General features: G+C 57.6%; 16 protein-coding genes. 5 read left to right on the top strand and 11 right to left on the bottom strand.

All coding sequences use genetic code 11. The features are described 5' to 3' along the window. The first annotated feature begins 41 nt into the window (after positions 1–41). Positions 42–695, top strand: a complete 654-nt coding sequence (locus tag DSCA_RS03930; protein WP_155315192.1) for a PilZ domain-containing protein — start codon at positions 42–44, stop codon at positions 693–695. Between the two features lie 172 nt (positions 696–867). On the opposite strand, the gene DSCA_RS03925 is transcribed toward DSCA_RS03930, so the two are convergent. After that, the gene (locus DSCA_RS03925) at positions 868–1989 is read right to left on the bottom strand and encodes a 3-hydroxyacyl-CoA dehydrogenase family protein (protein WP_155315191.1); all 1122 of its coding nucleotides are present in this window, start codon (positions 1987–1989) and stop codon (positions 868–870) included. 383 nt (positions 1990–2372) lie between these two features. On the opposite strand from DSCA_RS03925, the gene typA reads away from it, so the two are divergent. Further along, positions 2373–4202 carry a translational GTPase TypA gene (typA, locus tag DSCA_RS03920; protein ID WP_155315190.1) on the top strand — a complete coding sequence of 610 codons (1830 nt, stop codon included), beginning with the start codon at positions 2373–2375 and terminating at the stop codon, positions 4200–4202. A gap of 5 nt (positions 4203–4207) precedes the next feature. On the opposite strand, the gene DSCA_RS03915 is transcribed toward typA, so the two are convergent. Then, positions 4208–4549, bottom strand: a complete 342-nt coding sequence (locus DSCA_RS03915; RefSeq protein WP_155315189.1) for a hypothetical protein — start codon at positions 4547–4549, stop codon at positions 4208–4210. A 109-nt stretch (positions 4550–4658) separates the two neighbouring features. Further along, the gene (aroF, locus tag DSCA_RS03910) at positions 4659–5678 is read right to left on the bottom strand and encodes a 3-deoxy-7-phosphoheptulonate synthase (protein WP_155315188.1); all 1020 of its coding nucleotides are present in this window, start codon (positions 5676–5678) and stop codon (positions 4659–4661) included. Positions 5679–6117: 439 nt separating this feature from the next. Between aroF and DSCA_RS03905 the strand changes: the two genes are divergently transcribed. After that, positions 6118–6327 carry an FmdB family zinc ribbon protein gene (locus DSCA_RS03905; RefSeq protein WP_155315187.1) on the top strand — a complete coding sequence of 70 codons (210 nt, stop codon included), beginning with the start codon at positions 6118–6120 and terminating at the stop codon, positions 6325–6327. 61 nt (positions 6328–6388) lie between these two features. Here DSCA_RS03905 and DSCA_RS03900 read toward each other — a convergent pair whose 3' ends face one another. Both DSCA_RS03900 and DSCA_RS03895 read right to left on the bottom strand, forming a co-directional pair. After that, complete coding sequence (locus tag DSCA_RS03900) at positions 6389–7153, bottom strand: uracil-DNA glycosylase family protein (RefSeq protein ID WP_155315186.1); 765 nt, start codon at positions 7151–7153, stop codon at positions 6389–6391. 1 nt (position 7154) lies between these two features. Then, positions 7155–7571, bottom strand: a complete 417-nt coding sequence (locus DSCA_RS03895) for a hypothetical protein (protein ID WP_155315185.1) — start codon at positions 7569–7571, stop codon at positions 7155–7157. A 327-nt stretch (positions 7572–7898) separates the two neighbouring features. On the opposite strand from DSCA_RS03895, the gene DSCA_RS03890 reads away from it, so the two are divergent. Beyond that, the gene (locus DSCA_RS03890) at positions 7899–8963 is read left to right on the top strand and encodes a GAF domain-containing protein (RefSeq protein WP_167527592.1); all 1065 of its coding nucleotides are present in this window, start codon (positions 7899–7901) and stop codon (positions 8961–8963) included. Positions 8964–9117: 154 nt separating this feature from the next. On the opposite strand, the gene DSCA_RS03885 is transcribed toward DSCA_RS03890, so the two are convergent. The 4 genes from DSCA_RS03885 to DSCA_RS03870 form a co-directional block, all read right to left on the bottom strand. Further along, positions 9118–9495: a response regulator transcription factor gene (locus DSCA_RS03885; protein WP_155315183.1), complete on the bottom strand. Its 378-nt coding sequence runs from the start codon at positions 9493–9495 to the stop codon at positions 9118–9120. 195 nt (positions 9496–9690) lie between these two features. Next, complete coding sequence (locus DSCA_RS03880) at positions 9691–10641, bottom strand: tRNA dihydrouridine synthase (protein WP_155315182.1); 951 nt, start codon at positions 10639–10641, stop codon at positions 9691–9693. Further along, complete coding sequence (locus tag DSCA_RS03875) at positions 10638–12521, bottom strand: RiPP maturation radical SAM C-methyltransferase (RefSeq protein ID WP_155315181.1); 1884 nt, start codon at positions 12519–12521, stop codon at positions 10638–10640. The genes DSCA_RS03880 and DSCA_RS03875 overlap by 4 nt, the downstream gene beginning before the upstream one ends. Further along, a complete protein-coding gene (locus tag DSCA_RS03870) occupies positions 12518–12970 on the bottom strand; it encodes a hypothetical protein (protein WP_155315180.1) in 453 nt (150 codons plus the stop codon). The genes DSCA_RS03875 and DSCA_RS03870 overlap by 4 nt, the downstream gene beginning before the upstream one ends. Positions 12971–13292: 322 nt before the next feature. Between DSCA_RS03870 and DSCA_RS03865 the strand changes: the two genes are divergently transcribed. After that, entirely contained in the window at positions 13293–16589 is a 3297-nt protein-coding gene (locus DSCA_RS03865) for a PAS domain S-box protein (RefSeq protein ID WP_155315179.1), read from the top strand. Positions 16590–16629: 40 nt separating this feature from the next. Here DSCA_RS03865 and DSCA_RS03860 read toward each other — a convergent pair whose 3' ends face one another. Both DSCA_RS03860 and DSCA_RS03855 read right to left on the bottom strand, forming a co-directional pair. Next, positions 16630–17046, bottom strand: coding sequence for a pancreas/duodenum homeobox protein 1 (locus tag DSCA_RS03860; protein ID WP_155315178.1), 417 nt, complete (start codon positions 17044–17046; stop codon positions 16630–16632). 58 nt (positions 17047–17104) lie between these two features. Next, positions 17105–17332 (bottom strand): hypothetical protein, encoded by a 228-nt coding sequence (locus DSCA_RS03855; protein WP_155315177.1) that lies wholly within the window; start codon positions 17330–17332, stop codon positions 17105–17107. Positions 17333–17346: the final 14 nt, after the last annotated feature.

The following is a 17346-nucleotide window of genomic DNA, read 5'->3' as shown; positions in this document are numbered from 1 at the left end:
GCGGCAATCCCCGTGGTATTGATTCTGACAGGATCTTAACGGTGAAATTGAATCTCGTCACACTGGTCATCAGCCCGGCCATATTCGCGGTCACGCTGTGGGTTCGCCTGACACGGTTTTCAGGTGCCACCCCCCACGCCCGCTATTATCTGGCGGTTATCCTGACCATCAGCGCCATCCTCACGGTGATCACCCTGTATCGGTTGACCCGATCGCTCCGCAAGCCGCCGGTATCATCCACGTCTACTGCCAAAATGCCGTCCGGCCAGAAACGCGACCATTACCGCATGCAGTTTGACCGGCTGTCACATCCCGTTTTCATCGAGAAAATCAGTGAGAGCCAGCCGGGGCCCGCAGTCACCTGTGCCGTCAGGGATATCTCGGAAGCCGGTATCGGTCTGGGTTGCACGGGCATATATTCGCTCGGCCAGACGGTCCAGGGCGAAATCATCTTCGACAGTGGCCGAACGGCTCCGATAAACGGTGTGGTGGTTCGTGAAGAGGCCAACCGGACCTGCATCAGCCTTCACTGCACCATCGATCCCCCCTTGTTGATGGCTGAACAGCGCGAGCAGATACGATCTGAAAAGCCCTCCGGTCCGCGACCGGTTGTGAGCAGAACCGTCCTGGAAGAGACCGGCAGGCCCCTTCCCAGCCATTCCCCCAAAGGGGTCTGCCGGTTGAAACGGCATTGATCGGCCACCGTCTGTCCCCCCCTGTTTCATTCCGGTAAACCGGGCCACAGCGACCATCGGTTTCCCGCGCGGATGACGACGGCTGTCGATGCTGATGGAAAAAGGGCCCGGAAAAACATTTCCGGGCCCTTTGTATAATCGACCCGTGCGGGCCGCCAAGCTTCTTGCTGGTCTATAGTTGCCAGGGAGACGGCGTCCCGCCGGCAAAAGTGTCGGGCATCCTGAATTCACCGCTTTCAACCGTGAGCCGGACCAGACGGGACGTTTCTTCCATACCCATGGCGTTCATCATGGCAAAAGGCCCTTTGGGCCAGGCCAGTGCAGTGCAGATCCCCAGTTCCAGGTCTTTCATGGAAACGACGTTTTTTTCGATGAGATGGGTTGAAATGGTAAAAATGGATCCCAGCAGACGATCCTTGACGTCAGCGTGCAGGTCTTGGCCGGCCACCGGTCCGTCTTCAAGATTCCAGGGATTGCCGCTTTCGAACTGGGCCTTGAGCTGATCCGGCACCGCCGGATAGCCCACATCCGTGTCGGCAAGGTAGTCGTTCATAGAAACCGCGGCGTGGTAGCAGGTTCCCAGGCCGGATCCGTTCTGAACCCACATGATGCCGAAACGAACACCCAGCGCCCGTTGTGAAATATGCTCTAATGTGGCGGCGTTGTATGTATCCCCGTAAAAAGAATCCAGCATCATGTAGCTGGAAATGAATACCGGATTGATGGCAAAACCGGGAAAATCCTTCACGGCAATGGGGACCTTGCGGTTTTTTTCCGCAAAGGCCATCAGCAGGTCGAAGGTCTCGTCACTGGTTGCTTTCTGGCGGATCACCTCCACCAGCCGGTTGATGTTGGCAGGGAAGAAATAATGCAGACCGGCGGTGCGCGATGGATTGGAAACCGATGCCATCAGCCGTTCGATTAAAAAGGTGGAGGTGTTGCTGACCAGTATGGCGTCCGGACGGCACACCGCGTCCAGTTCCTTAAAAACCTGGATCTTCAGGTCCATTTTTTCCACTGCCGCCTCGATGACCAGATCACAGGGTGCCAGGTCCGCATAGCTGGCCGTTCCCGAGATCATTCCGGCGATCTGGTCCATCTCCTGGCGGGTCATCTTTCCTTTGGCGACCCGTTTTTCAAGCGAACCCGTGACCCATCGGTCGTACATGGAGCGGACCAGTTCTTCGTTCAGTTCCTTGTAGATGACCCGGTATCCGGACGATGCTGCGTTGAGCCCAATGGCCGCTCCCATAACGCCGAAGCCTACGATGCCTACGGTTTCAATCTTCGCCATCTCTCCTCCTTTTTCCTTGCGTCGACATGGTGGTGATCGCTGAAATTAATTTATTAAATTTGTTGCTTATGAATCGGGTGAGAACCGGTCTGGGGAAGTCGTCTTCTTTTATCTCACCCTTGCATCGCATGGTCAAGGCTATTTTGTGACTACAATAAAGCTATTTTATGCCGTGACTTCCGCAGAATCAGCATCCAGCCCCCTGTAACCCTGCCATGCAGCCTGTTCAGGACAAACCTGCAGGTCGGTGATCCTGCGCAGGAAGACCCCACGGAATGTTAAAAAAAGCGGTGTGGCCGCCTTGTATTGAACGGCCGGATGGCTATATTGGCGTTTGTCCCAAAAAACCGGGCGCAAACCTCAATTTCACGAAACGAGCAGATATGCCTTCTTTGGTATCAAACGAAAAACTTCGCAACATTGCCATCATCGCCCACGTCGACCACGGTAAAACGACCCTGGTGGATGCCATGTTCCGCCAGAGCGGCCTGTTTCGCCAGGGCCAGAAGGTGGACGAACGGGTCATGGACAGCATGGACCTGGAACGCGAACGCGGCATCACCATTGCCGCCAAAAATTGCTCCGTCGTTTATCGGGGCGTCAAAATCAACATCGTGGACACGCCGGGCCATGCCGATTTCGGCGGTGAAGTGGAGCGTGCCCTGTCCATGGTGGACGGCGCCATCCTGCTGGTGGACGCCTCCGAAGGCCCGTTGCCTCAGACCCGTTTCGTGCTGCAGAAAGCCCTGCAGTCCAAACTGAAAATTATCGTGGTGATCAACAAGGTGGACCGCAAGGACGCCCGATCGGAGGCGGTGCTGGATCAGGTGTATGATCTGCTCATCGATCTCGATGCCAGCGAGGACCAGCTGGAGTTCCCGCTGTTATACGCCATCGGCAGGGACGGCGTGGCCGGGACGTCACCGGACGACCTGGAAGAGGATCTCCACCTGCTGCTTGACGCTATTGTGGGGGAAATCCCGCCGCCCCGTTTTTCACCGGAAGCGCCCTTCCAGATGCTGGTATCCGACCTGGGGTATTCGGATTACCTGGGACGGCTGGCGGTGGGCCGGGTGGTGGGAGGCAGCGCCGAATCCCGGCATCGGCTGATCTGCATCGATGCCGGGGGCAACCAGCGCCCCTTGAAGGTCACCCGCCTGCAAATTTACGAAGGCATGGACATCACGCCGGTATCTGCCGTGAGCGCCGGTGAAATCGCCATCCTGTCCGGCATCGACGAAGTGACCATCGGCGACACCATCTGTACCGAGGATGCGCCTTTCGCCCTGCCCCGCATCACCGTGGACCCGCCCACGGTGTCCATGCTGTTCACCATCAACAACGGCCCCCTTGGCGGCAGGGAGGGGCAATATGTACAGTCGGCAAAAATCCGGGAACGCCTGCTCAAGGAGACCCTGCTCAACGTGGCCATCCAGGTGGAGACCAACGGGGACCGGGACTCCATGGTGGTCAAAGGCCGCGGCGAATTTCAGCTGGCCATCCTCATCGAGACCATGCGCCGGGAAGGCTACGAATTTTGTGTCGGCCGGCCTGAAGTGATCCTGAAACAGGAGGACGGGGTCGTCAAGGAGCCCATCGAACGGCTCTTCATCGACTGCGGTGAGGCCTTCATGGGCGTGGTGACCGAAAAGCTGTCCGTCCGTAAAGGCAAAATGATGAACCTTGCCAACACCGGCACGGGCCGGGTGCGCATCGAATTTTCAATCCCCTCCCGTGCCCTGATCGGCTACCGTGACGAATTCCTGACCGACACCCGGGGAACCGGCATCATGAACTCCTACTTCATGGGGTACGAACCCCACCGGGGCGATTTCCCCAGCCGCTTTACCGGATCCATCGTATCGGACCGGCAGGGGCATGCCGTGCCCTATGCCCTGTACAACCTGGAACCCCGGGGCCGGCTGTTCGTCCTGCCCGGCGAGCCGGTTTACGAGGGGATGGTGATTGGCGAGCACAACCGGGAGCGGGACATCAACGTCAATCCCACCAAAGAAAAGAAATTGACCAACATGCGGGCGTCCGGCAAGGATGACAACGTGATCCTGGCTCCCATCAAGCCCATGACCCTGGAGCAGGCCATCAATTTCATCCGGGACGACGAACGGGTGGAGATCACACCCAAATCCATCCGCCTGCGCAAGGTCACCCTGGGCGTCAAGGCCCGCTACGTTCAGCGCGGATCCAGGAAATAGATCGATCAGCGCGGGTTTTCGAAAAAGACGTAACTGGTCGCATAATCGGAGAACTCGAAATAGACCTTTCGCTCGCCCGGATCCTTGACCATGTTCAGGTTGGCATCCATGTACCCGTAGCCGAAGCGGTAGGGGCGCGGTTCATCGTCCGAGGTCCCGAAAGCCGTGGACAACTTGTCCACGTTGATGAAGCGGCGAACCAGTTTTTCGCCGGCGTAGACCTCCAGCACACCGTCCGTGCCGGTCCAGTTCTGTATGGATCGGCCGATCTTGTTCTGCGACTCCTGGGTGCATGCCGATACCGCCAGCACGGCAGCCAGCAAAAAGATGGTTTTCCATATTTTCATAAGGACCTCCCCGGGTCTGGAAAAGACTTCGTTATTCCTGTTCCGCTTCCTGATCCGCCACATGCAACGCCGCTCGCGTCGGTGGCGCAGCGCCATGGCCATCGCCGGCCTAAAAGGATTCGTTTCCTCCGCAGACCTTGAAGATGGCCTTGACTTGCCGGCAAAGGGTCGCGAATTGTTCGGGATAGAGGCTCTGTGCCCCATCACTTAAGGCCTGGTCCGGCTGATGGTGAACTTCTACCATAAGGCCGTGGGCGTTGGCGGCCACCGAGGCCCGGGAAAGGGGCAGCACCTGGTCCCGCCGGCCGGCGGCATGGCTGGGATCCACCACGATGGGCAGGTGGCTCTCTTTTTTGACCACCGGAATGGCGGACAGGTCCAGGGTGTTGCGGCTGTGGTGAACAAAGGTACGCACCCCCCGTTCACACAGGATCACCTGGTGGTTGCCCCGGGCCATGATGTATTCTGCGGCCATGAGCCACTCTTCGATGGTGGCGGCCATGCCCCGCTTGAGCAGAATGGGCCGGTAGGACTCCCCTGCCCGTTTGAGCAGGCTGAAATTCTGCATGTTGCGGGTGCCGATCTGGACCACATCGGCATAGTGTTCGACCAGGTCGAAGGTCTGGAAATCCATCACCTCGGTCACCACCGGCAGGCCGGTGGTCTCCCGCACCCTGGCCAGGATCCTGAGCCCCTCCTCCCCGAGTCCCTGGAAGGAATAGGGGGAGGTTCGCGGCTTGAAGGCGCCGCCCCGGAACAGGTGGGCACCGGCCTTTTTAACATGGGCGGCAATGGCCAGGGCCTGGACCTCACTTTCGATGGCGCAGGGACCGGCGATGAGCGTCATGTGCCCGTTGCCGATGATCGTCTCACCCACCGGTATCAGGGTATCCTCGGTTTTCGTCTCCCGGCTCACCAGTTTGTAGGGCTTGGTAATTGGCACCGCATCCTTGACCCCCGCCAAACCGATAAACAGGGCGGCATCCACGGGCCCCTGGTTGTTCAGCACGCCGATGGAGACGCGATCACCACCGGGAATGGGTCGGGCCGTGCATCCACGGGATTCAATGACCTTGACCACCTTTTCGATCTGTTCCGATGTCGCTGTTTTATCCATCACGACCAGCATGTTTGGACTCCTTTGGATTGGGGACCGAACCACGCGTCCTGGCCGGAAAAAAAAAGGCCCGGGTTTTCCCCGCGGCCCATTTAAACCAGAAACGGACCGCCGGATGGTGGCCCGTTGGTCCGTTTGCTTGTCATTGACGCCAGATGCGTCTTATGCAACAGGGATCCGGCAGGCACAGCCGACTGTTGTGCGCCACCACCAGAACCAACGTTTCCCTATCATCGTTAAATCCATCTTATTCTGCGTTTCCTGTTGCTTACTGCCTGAACGGATGCTTTGGATATGGCATCCATCACCCTTGTTGTCAACCGCTTTTTCCGATGGTGGATCAACGGCCGCCATGGCGCGATGTTGTTTTTTGGTCAGCGGATGAGAAATTCGACTTGACTTGCGTGGTGCGACGATTATTGTAATGGCCTTACCAACAAGGAGCAGGAAAATGCCGATCTTCGAGTACCAATGCAAGGCATGTTGCCATCAGTTCGAGCAACTGGTTTTCGCCTCGGATACCGAACCGCCGGTCTGCCCGGCGTGCAACTGCCATGATGTGGAAAAACTGATGTCCGCCGGCGCCGTCCGGCCCAACGGGATACCCTCCGGTTCCGGAGGATTCGCGCCCCCGCCCTGCAAGCCGTCGGCCGGTGGCTGAGGGATTTAATCCCGTGTTTCCGGTTCGGAAACGTCACCTGAATTCAATATAAGGCCCGCATTCATCCGGCGCCTGTTTCTTCCTGCCCGGGCAGATCGATTCCCATGGCCGACAGTTCGGACTCGACCAGCGGCGCCCAGCCCCGATTGGCCCTGGGGTTGGCCGGGCTGGGGTGGGTCATCCTGCCGATCGTCAGATTCGATCCCTTCAAGGCGGCGTGAATCCGTTTTTCGGCAAAGGCGCCGATTCCCACCACCCATTGCGGTTTTAATATGTCGATTGATTCCGCAAGCGCCCGGTCGCAAACCCGGAACAGGCGTTTTTTTTCAACCGCCGGCAGTTTGTCCGGGGTCCGGTTTCGCCCGCTGGCCTCCATGAACACCAGCGGGCAGTAATTGACGACAAAAAACCGCTCAAAAAAAGCGGCCGGGGTCCCGAATCGCTGTCGGGCCCATCCCCACAGCCGACTGCCGCTGACCTCCCGGCGCGTACAGGAGAATCCTGATATCGGCCGTTTGGGGTGGGGCGATGCCGGTGCGGCCACACGGGCCTCAATGCCCATCCAGCCCGTCACCATCTCCACGTCGCCAAAGGGCACGCCGGTCTGGGCCATGCCAAAGGGTCCGGGGTTCATCCCCACCAGCACCACGGGCCTGACAGTGCCGCCGAAACAGGCCACATAGCGATCATATCCACTGCGGGCGTAAATCAGCGGATTATACGTGTGGGTCACGGGTGCTGCGAACGTCAACCGGCTGAGACCGGCCACCAGCCGGTCGGCGATGGCCTGGTGGCCGGCCACCAGGCCATCGCCCGGGCGTGCCATCCTACTGGGAGACCTGCGCCATGGCATGGGCTTGATCGGTCATGGCTTTCTGCACGTCGGGGTCCATCATGAATTTCATGGTTTTCATCATGGTCGTCTGGACTTTCTGGCTCAGGTCCTCCATTCGTTTGGAAATCTTTTCCAGTTCTTTGGGGAAGTCCTTGCCCGAGGCAAGTTCGGGAAACTTCTCGTTCATTTCCTTGAGCCGGGGAGCCAGAGATTTCATTTTCCGGGTATAATCGTTCATGGCTTTGACAACGGCATCGGCGTTGTCCGCCTTATCCATCCGGGAGACATAATCTTCCATGGCATCGGCATAGTCGCTCAGCGTCCTGTCAACGTCATCGTATTTTCCGCCGCATGAAAGAATTGCTGTGGACAAGAGTGCCACCAACGCCGCCAGTAACGTCTTTTTCATGTCTGTCTGCTCCTTTCGATCCTGTGTCGGGTGAGAAGTTTACCACGTGAGAACGACTGACCACTGTCTGAAGCATCTTTGAGCGGAGTTACCTTAACCCAATCCGGTTGCAAACACAACCAGATGTCCGGCTGCCGGGCAGGGTGCTCAAAAAGTGGCCACGGTGAGATTTTTAATTGACTTTTCCAGTCGATGATGGTCCTACTTGCAGGTGTCGGCAGCATTACGTTTCTACTCGTCACCAATCGCATCTCCGATTGAACCCCACAGGTCCGTATGCCTAAACCCAAAAAACACGTATCTCCTCCGGCTTCAGGCACAAAGACGTTGAATGCCAAGCGCCTGGAGTCCGAAAACCGGAAACTGCGACAAAAAAATGAGGAATTGAAGCAAAAAAACGATGAGCTGGAACTGATCAACCGGGCGTTCTTATCCATCAATTCCAGCCTTGAACTGGATCGTGTGCTGTCAACCATCCTGGAGGCCATCCGCAGCCTGTTCGGCGTCGTCGGCAGTTCCATCTGGATCAAGGACCCGGAGACCGATGAGGTCGTCTGCCGGCAGGCAGCCGGTTTCCAGCGCAACATCGTCAAAAACTGGCGGCTGGAACCGGGTGAAGGCATTGCCGGATGGGTCAGCTCCTATGGTGAAAGCGTGGTTTTGCCGGACACACGGGAAGATATGCGACATTTCCGGGAGGTGGCCGACAAGATGAAGGTGGAACTGCGTTCCATCATCAGTGTGCCCATGCGGGTAAAAGGTGCGGTCATCGGCGCCCTACAGTTGGTGGACAAGCAGGTGGGCCGTTTTGATGAATCCCACGGGACCCTGCTTGAAGCATTGGCCGATGCGTCGGCCACAGCCATTGAGAACGCCCAGCTCTTCGAGCGGGCCAATCGTGAAATTGTCGAACGAAAACGAGCGCAAAGAAAGCTCAAAAAAAACGAGAAGGAATTAAAGGACAAGAGCACCGCATTGAAGGAGGTCAACACTGCATTGAATGTGCTCTTGAAAAACAGAGAGGAAGACCAGGTTCACATGGAAGATATCATCGTGGCCAATGTCAAGGACCTGGTAGTGCCGTTTCTGGAAAAACTGAGCCACAGCAAACTGGATGAAAAACAGGCCACTTACGTGAATATCATTCAATCCAACATTGCCAACATCGTATCCCCTTTTCTCAGACAGCTTCCCATGAAATTTTTCGATCTGACGCCCACGGAAATCCAGATCGCCGACTTGGTTCGCAAAGATAAAACGACCAAAGAGATCGCCCAGATCCTGAACGCATCGGCAAAAACCATAGAGGCCCACCGAAACCGCCTGCGTAAAAAACTGGGACTGACCAACCAGCGGATCCAGCTTCGCGACTACCTGATGACCCTGGTGTGAGGCCTCTGCCGGCGTCCGCAAACCCGAATGTTCCATATGGGGCTTAAGACATGCCCCACCCGATCCGATCACTTGCGATCCGTTGTTTTTCCCGACATTAAACGAATGCCTGCCATGGATGGCCGCCGGCGACGCCATTTACGGCCGCGGGTCATCATCTTCCCGGGCCGATCAGTTCCCGGATTTTTTCGACCAGCTCGATATTGGAAAACGGTTTGGTAATGTAGGCGTCGGCTCCCATGGCGAGGCCCTTGGCCATGTCGGCGTCCCGGTTTTTGGCCGTCAGGAAAATGACCCGGATGGATTCCCATTCGGCGCGCTGCCGGATCATCTGGTAGATCTCATATCCGTCAAGGTCGGGAAGCATGATGTCCAGAAGAATCAGGTCGGGCCGGATCACGGAAATTTTTTCGATGGCTTCCTTGCCGCTTTGGGCCAGTTTGGTCTCATAGCCTTCCTTTTCCATGAGAAATTGCAGCGGAACCAGAATACTCAATTCGTCATCGATAATCAGGATTTTCTTTCGATCCATGCGGCGGCCTCCAGAAACGGATAAAAGGTTCCGGCCATGTTCATACCAGTTCGGAAGGTCAATTGATGATCGTATAATGCGGTCCGGTGGAATATGTGCCAGTATAGTTTATTTTGGGCCGTTTCACAATCGCTTGTAAAAAGGGCCTGCCGATTCGGAATTTGCGCCGAACACGGCGTCTGAGGCGGACCCCTGTCACGCCACGGGCGCCTGATCGTTCACCACGCTGGCCACGACCTGGCGATACCGCACCAGAGAACCTGCTTTGCGTATACGTTTCAGTATCTTACGACCATCAGCAAACCCATCTGCAAAATAGCGCCAAAATCCCTTCATGCGGTCCAGAACATGGGCGGGGCCGGAAAACCGCCGGCCATATTCCGCCAGCAGGTCGTCGTGAAACCGGGCAAAACGGGAGATTTCGCGATGGCCCTGCCGGAATCCGCCCTGGATCATCTCCGCTAAAAACGGGTTGGCGATAAGGCCCCTGCCCAGCATCCAGCCGGACACGTCGGGGAATCGGGCTTCCAGTGCCTGAAAGAAGTCAAGGCTGTTGATGTCCCCGTTGTAGACCACGGGATGATTGATATGGTTCAGGCAGGTTTCGAAAGCCTTCAGATCGACCCCTCCCGTATACATCTGGACACCTGTGCGCGGATGGACGATCACCCGCGAAAGGGGATATCGATTGAACACGGGGATCAATTGGTCCATTTCGTCCGCTGAAAAACGTCCCAGACGGGTCTTGACAGATAGGCGGGCGTCAATTTGACCTATCGTTTTTTCGAGCATGCGGTCAATTTCGTCCGGATGGGGCAGCAGGCCGGAACCGCGCATTTTTTTAGCGACCATGGGGTATGGACACCCCAAATTCCAGTTGATTTCACGATAGCCCCGTCGAAACAGGGTGTTGGCCAGGCAGATGAATTCGTCCGGCTGATTGCTCAGGATCTGGGGCACCACCGGCATGATCCGATTGTCCTCTGGCACCAGATCCAGCAGGTGGGAAGCCTTGATGCGACGTCCTCTTATCGATGTAACAAAGGGCGCCACCGCCTCGGCCACACCCTTGAAATGGTGCTGGAAGGTGTTTCTGAATGCCGCATCGGTAAAGCCGCGCAGGGGGGCCAGAATCAGTTGTTTCATGATTCCGTCCTCCACGAAGCGGGTGCAGCCAGGCTGAGGTAGCAATCGTTTTCCGCAAACATCAGCCGCTTGGCCACCATACTTTCAAAAAACACGCGGATCTGTTCCCGGCTGTGGGCGGGAAAGGTTCCGGCCACCTGGGTGAGGGATCGCGGGATATGGCAGTATCGGTAGAGATCGGCTGAGATTCCCGTGAGCCGGTGCCTGGCGGTGGGTCGATCCGGGAAATGCTGATCGACCAGTAAAAACCGGCGGCCCTCCCGCAGGGACAGCGCCGGTCTGCCGCCGGTCTGTTGCTGCATGACGGCGTAGTCGTTATTCCACCGGCGCATTTCGGCTTCCACAGACCGCCATCGGACCTGCTGCCGTTTCTTGTCGCCGCGGTATCCCTGGATCATGAACCGGACCCGTGCAGCCACCGATTCCGGGAAAAGCTTTTTTAAATGCGGATGATTGAACACGGCCCGGATATGGAACCGCCGGGCAAACCGGTAGACCGGACTTTCCAGGCCCAGCCAGAAGCCGACGGGTTTCAGGGGGCGGTACCAGCGCGCGAATTCAAGCGCACGAAGGGTCTGGCTGACCTCGGTGTCATCGCTGCCAGGAAAGTGAAGCATCAGGTTGGAGGCGTTGACGATGCCCAGGGCTTCGCACTGCTTCATCAGGCACAGGTTGTCGATGGCACGAAGCCCCTTGTTCATCTTGGCCAGAAGCGAGGTGGACAGGGCCTCGATGCCCACCTGTACCGTATCCACACCGGCCTGCTGCATCTTGTGGAGCAGCGCCGGCGGGGTGTTGGCCCGCAATTCGGTAAAGATGGACAGGTCCCGGCCCAGGTCCCGGATGCCGTCGAATACGGCTCCGGCATGCTGGGGCGGAAAGGCGTTGTCGGCAAAGGCCAGGGAGAGCACCTGATGCCGCCGGACCAGGACGTCCACCTCCCGAACCACCTGGTCCGGCCGTTTGGTGCGATATCCCTGCCACTGAAGGTTCAGGTTGCAAAACGCACATCCCCTGAAACGGGACCGGACATCCGGACGGTGCCACCAGCATCCCCTGGAGGCCTCGAGGGGAAGTGTGGGAAAGAAGCGCTGCCGGGCGGCAAAACCGTTCAGCAGGCTGAAGTAGTCGTCGTAGTCCGGCACGGGCAACCGGTCCAGACGGCTGAGCTGGGAAAATCCATCTTTCCCGCCGGCCCTTTCCTTTAACGAGAAAACCCCTTGCGGAAGGGCCGCCACGGGCCGGCGTCCGGGATCCAGCAGGTGGCGCAAGAGTCCGGCCAGAGGGCGTTCCCCCTCCCCTACCACCAGGTAATCGATGGAAGGAAACAGGGTCAGCAGATCGGCCGAGCGTTCACCCGAAAAGGAAGACCCGCCCACCACCACCGGCAGGGACGGACAGATCGCCTTTATTCGCGAAATCAGGTAAAGCGACGCGGTGACCTGGCAAAAAGAGATCGAAAAACCGGCCAGGTCCAGTTCGGACCACGCGACCCGGCTGAGCCAGCTGTCGATGATCACCTTTACCTGCGTCACCAGCTGCTGAAAATCCCGGGGGGCACGATGCCCGCGCTTCAGGGTGCTGGTGTACAGGGATTCGGCCCGGTGGGCCCGATCCGGATACTGCAGGGCCGAAAAGACGGCTTCTGCACGCCAGACCCGGCGGGAGACGTCCTGGTATCGCTCGTATCCCAATTCGTTGGCCACCTGAAGAAAAAGGTGGCTGGCCTGGATTTGCAGACCGGGCAGGGTTGCGGCCAGGTAGGCTTTCAAGGCGCCCAGAGGCAGGGATGGACGGTTAAACAGGGGCCAGGGAGCGGAAACCAGAAGGACCCGTCCCCTGAAGCCCGCTGAAGCGCAGGCCTTGTTGCCGCCGGTCATCCTGCCAGACCGGATCGATGCTGCAGGCGCATGGCCCGCCGGTTGGCAGCCATCGTGACGCTATTGATCAGGTGTTTGAATTTAAACCACCGATATGAAAATGTATTTACGAATCCACAGATGCCTGCGTCAGCGGGCACCGGTTCGCCGACCCCGCCCAGGGTGACCAGGTGCATGCGGCCGGCCTTTACCACGATCGCCATGTTGGTTGCTATCAGGTCTGCATAGGGGGTTTCCGGGGCGATATACAGCCGGGTGACGCCGTTGCCCCATTGCCGTGAGAGCAGCCGGCCGACGACCGTTCCCCGATACAGCACGGCCGGGTCAAAGACATGCGGATCATCCGCGAACAATACCGCAACGCCGGCGGTGTTTCCGGCCGGATGCCCGGAACAGCCGCACACGGCAGCCACCGCTATCACCAGCAGACAGAAGGTCGTTTTTCTCATTATTCCCCCACAACACGAAATCGAGTGCCTTAAAGACGGGACGGTCCTGCCCCTTCAACGAACGATGAGCGGCGCTCCCTTTAACGGACCGCCTCGTTCATATGTAGTTCTTTTTTAAACGCTTTTCAACGGTTATTCCTCCCCTGAAGCCGGCTTTGTGATTTTTCGCTTGAAACCTGAAGGCGCCCCGCATAAATTATCCTGGACAGGCTCTCATTGCAGGGAAACTGAAACACAACCCCATGCTGGTACAATGACGAACAGGGGTCTAAAATTCTGTCCAAATGCCCTAACCTTCTGAAGCGATACGGTCAATTCCAATATGCAGATTAAAATTTCTATTCGCTGGGCGCTTATCGCCGGTTTTCTGGGCCTGATCTGGGGAACCCATCTGATCACCACGACCTCTTCCTACCTCACATCCCAGGACGTCCTGCGCCAGCATGCCCGGGATATCATGCAGAATATCGCCGAACTGGCCATGGAACAGTCCCAGCGCCATCTGCTCCATGCCCATGGTGCTGCCGCCCTGACCAGGCAGTTGCTGGCATCCAACGTGGTCGGCAGCCAGTCCGGCAAGGCCCACGCGCTGGAACGCTATCTCCATGAGCAACTCTCCGTCAACCCCCATTTTGCCGGCATTTATGTGGGGACGCCACAGGGAAATTTTTATGACGTCCGCCATTTTGATGCCAGGGCCAAAGGGGGCTTTCGCACCAAAGTGATCCTGAATACCGACCGGGACAAATCGGTCCGACTGGTTTACCGCGACCCCCTTTTCAACATGATTGAAACGGAAACCAGCGATTCCGACACCTACGATCCGAGGAAGCGGCCCTGGTATCAGAAAGCGGTTGCAGAAAACCGCATCGTCTGGACGGATCCCTATATTTTTTTCACCTCCCAGAAGCCCGGCATCACCATCGCCGGGCCCTTTTTCGGTCCGTCCGGGGAACTCATGGGGGTTGTCGGAGTGGATATCGAAATCGACCAGCTGTCGGTATTCATTGCCAACTTGAAGATCGGCAAGCACGGCAAGGCATTTATGCTCAACCGCAATGCCGACGTCGTGGCCTTCGGTGATCTGGACAAATTGAGCATCAGGGAAGCGTCACCAGACGGCATCGCCCGTCTGGTAAAAATCCATGAACTGGACGACCCGCACAGCCAGAAAGCCTTCGAAGCCGCACAAATTCAGACGGACCCATCGGGGATGCTGGTCATGGACGGGTCGCGATTTTCACGGTTCGACCACGAGGGCCATGTGTACCACGCCATGTTCTCGCCATTTTCAGACTCCCAGTGGCCCTGGATTATCGGTGTTTATCTCCCGGAGGACGATTACCTGGGCGACATCAAATCCAACCGCCTTTACAATATCCTGGTCACCATGGTCATCTCCCTGTTTGCCACCTTCATGGGGTTTCTCCTGGCCCGGGGGGTCATCCGGCCCATTGCGCTGCTGGGTCGCACTGCCAGGCAGATGAAAAAAGGCCAGTCCGCGCCCCTGCCGCAGTTGCACTCGGCCTATAAGGAGATTCAGGAAACCGCCAAGGCGTTTTCGGAGATGAAGACGGCCGTGGAGCGCAGCCAAAAAAAATATCAAGGCATTTTCAACAACATACAGGACGTCTACTACGAAGCTTCGCTCAATGGCGTCCTGATCGAAATCAGCCCGTCCATTGAAAAGATCTCTCAGTACCATCGACATGAACTGGTTGGGAAAAAGCTGCTCCAGATAAATTCCGATCCCGGAATGAGACAGAACATGGTTAAAACGCTCAAGGACCAGCGGCGCATCAACGACCATGAAGTGGTCTTCCAGGATAAGGACAGCCGGTTGAGACATTGCGCCCTGAACGCCATGATGCTGTATACCCGGTCGGGGAAACCCTATCGCATCATCGGATCCCTGCGTGACATCCACGACCGGAAAACGGCTGAACAGGAACTGTTGCGATACAAAAATCAGCTGGAAGCCCTGGTCAAGGAGCGCACCCTTGAACTGCAAAAAGCCAACGACGGCCTGATTGCCCAGGTCGAGCGGCGCAGAGCGACTGAAAAACAGCTTCGGGTCAGCGAGGAAAAATACCGAACGATTCTGGACACCATCGAAGAGGCCTATTTTGAGATGGACCACACCGGCACCCTGGTTTTTGTCAACGATGCCGCATGCCGGATCATGGGCTATGCCGTCGACGACCTCTCCGGCATGCATTTCAGGCATTTTTCTGCACACCAGTCCACAAGGGAAATCATCCAGGCCTTCAAAAAAATGGTACGGTCCGGCGTTCCGGTGAGGGTCCTCACCTATCCCGTGATCACCCGAAAGGGACGCACCAAAGTGCTGGAACTGAGTGCGACGCTCATGCGGCATCCCTCGGGTGCCGTCACCGGTTTTCGCGGGCTGGCCAGGGATGTAACGGCGAAAATCGCCGCACAAAAGGAGAAGGAAACCCTTCAGGGACAACTCAACCATGCCCAGCGCATGGAGGCGGTCGGCACACTGGCTGGAGGCATCGCTCACGATTTCAACAACCTGCTCATGGGCATTACGGGAAATGTCTCCCTGCTCACCGCCAAGATCGACGCGGTCAGCCCCCTGTCGGACTACCTGCGCGCCATCGAACAATGTGTGGAGAGCGGGGCCACCCTGACCCGCCAGCTGCTCGGATATGCCCGCGGGGGCAAGTACCAGGTTACGGCCGTCAATCTGAATGATACGGTCCAGCGGACCGCCGACATGTTCGGCCGCACCAAAAAAGAAATCAAGATCCGGGCCCGCTATCAGAATGATATCTGGACGGTGGATGCCGATCAGGGACAGATCGACCAGGTGCTGGTCAACCTTTACGTGAACGCCTGGCAGGCCATGACCGATGAGATGACCATGATCCTGTCGACGAGCAACGTTGTGTTGGATGCTGACTTCACCACCCCCTTCGGGATCAAGCCCGGACCCTTTGTCTCCGTCATGGTCCAGGATCATGGCAAGGGCATCGAACCGGACGTCATGAAGCGGATTTTCGAGCCTTTTTTCACCACAAAGAAAATGGGCCGCGGAACCGGCCTGGGCCTGGCCTCGGCATTCGGCATCATCAAAAACCACGGCGGCATCATCGATGTAAAAAGCCAGCCGGGCCGGGGGTCGACGTTCACGATTTACCTGCCGGCGGAATCCCGCCAGCCTGAACGGTTATCCCCTGCGGCCCCTTCCAGGCCGCGAAACGGCTCGGGCATGCTGCTGGTGGTGGATGACGAACCCTATATCCTGAAGGCCCTGACGGACATTCTTCAGGATCTGGGCTACCAGGTGATCACCGCTATTGACGGCCACCAGGCCATTGCCCGGTTCGAAGAGGAGAAAAACCGGATTGAAGGGGTGCTGCTGGATATGATCATGCCCGACCTGAGCGGTCGCCAGGTGCTGGAGCAATTGAAAAAGATCCGCCCGGACATCAAGGTGATCCTGTCCAGCGGATACAGCCTCAATGGCCTGGGAGAAGACGCACTGGGAATGGCCGGGGACGGATTTATCCAGAAACCGTATCAGATTGATCAACTGGCGGCCACCCTGGAAGCCGTTCTGAACGGCCGTGTCCGGCCGGATATCGCCTGACCCGGGCGCCGGGGCCGCCTGTGTACCCCGTCAACCGGCGTCACACGGGGTCTGCCGGCGCCTCATGGACCAGGTTCACGGTCAGGGGGATTACATGCATGGCACTGGAGATATCCCGGGTGCGGCCGAGGACCCACCCACCGCATCGTTTCCCGTTGGATATCCGTTCGTCGATCCGCCTGACGACACCGGCAATATCGATGACCGGATGCCGTAGGAATACGTCGGGCAGGCCGTGGGTCAGGTTGCAGGCCAGGCATCTCCCGGGGCGTTTTTTGAGTTGAAATTCGAAATCGATGCGGTCATCGGTTCCGTCGACAAAGGCAAGAGAGATATCATAGGCGCCTTCGGACGCGTCGCCCAGGAGGGCTTCGAAAAATCGATCGGCACGATCCGGCGGGAAAATGTCGGCCAGGACGTGGTTAGGGAAAAACGGTTCGAATGGTCGTACGGACATGGCTGGTTTTCCTCAACATCGGGCGTTTTCATTCATGACGCGGGTAGCCGGCGGCAGTTCAGCCTTCTTCGAGCACGGTTAACGTCCAGACCTCAGGATCATAACTGGCGTTGAGTTTCTCTTCGGCCCCGTCCGGCGTTTCTGTCCGCCAGGGCAACGGAAGCGGTCCCGAGCCTAAATCCTGGACCTCATAGGACCAGCCGTCCGCATATCGCTTCAGGACCAGCACCACTGATTCCTCCCGGGATCTGCCAATGGTCTGAACGTTAACTTTTTTGGCGGTCATCTCAATACCTCTTC

Source organism: Desulfosarcina alkanivorans, assembly GCF_009688945.1.
GTDB classification, from domain to species: Bacteria; Desulfobacterota; Desulfobacteria; order Desulfobacterales; family Desulfosarcinaceae; genus Desulfosarcina; species Desulfosarcina alkanivorans.
The sequence above is the reverse complement of the archived record's forward strand: the minus strand, read 5'-3'. Positions and strand labels throughout refer to the sequence as shown.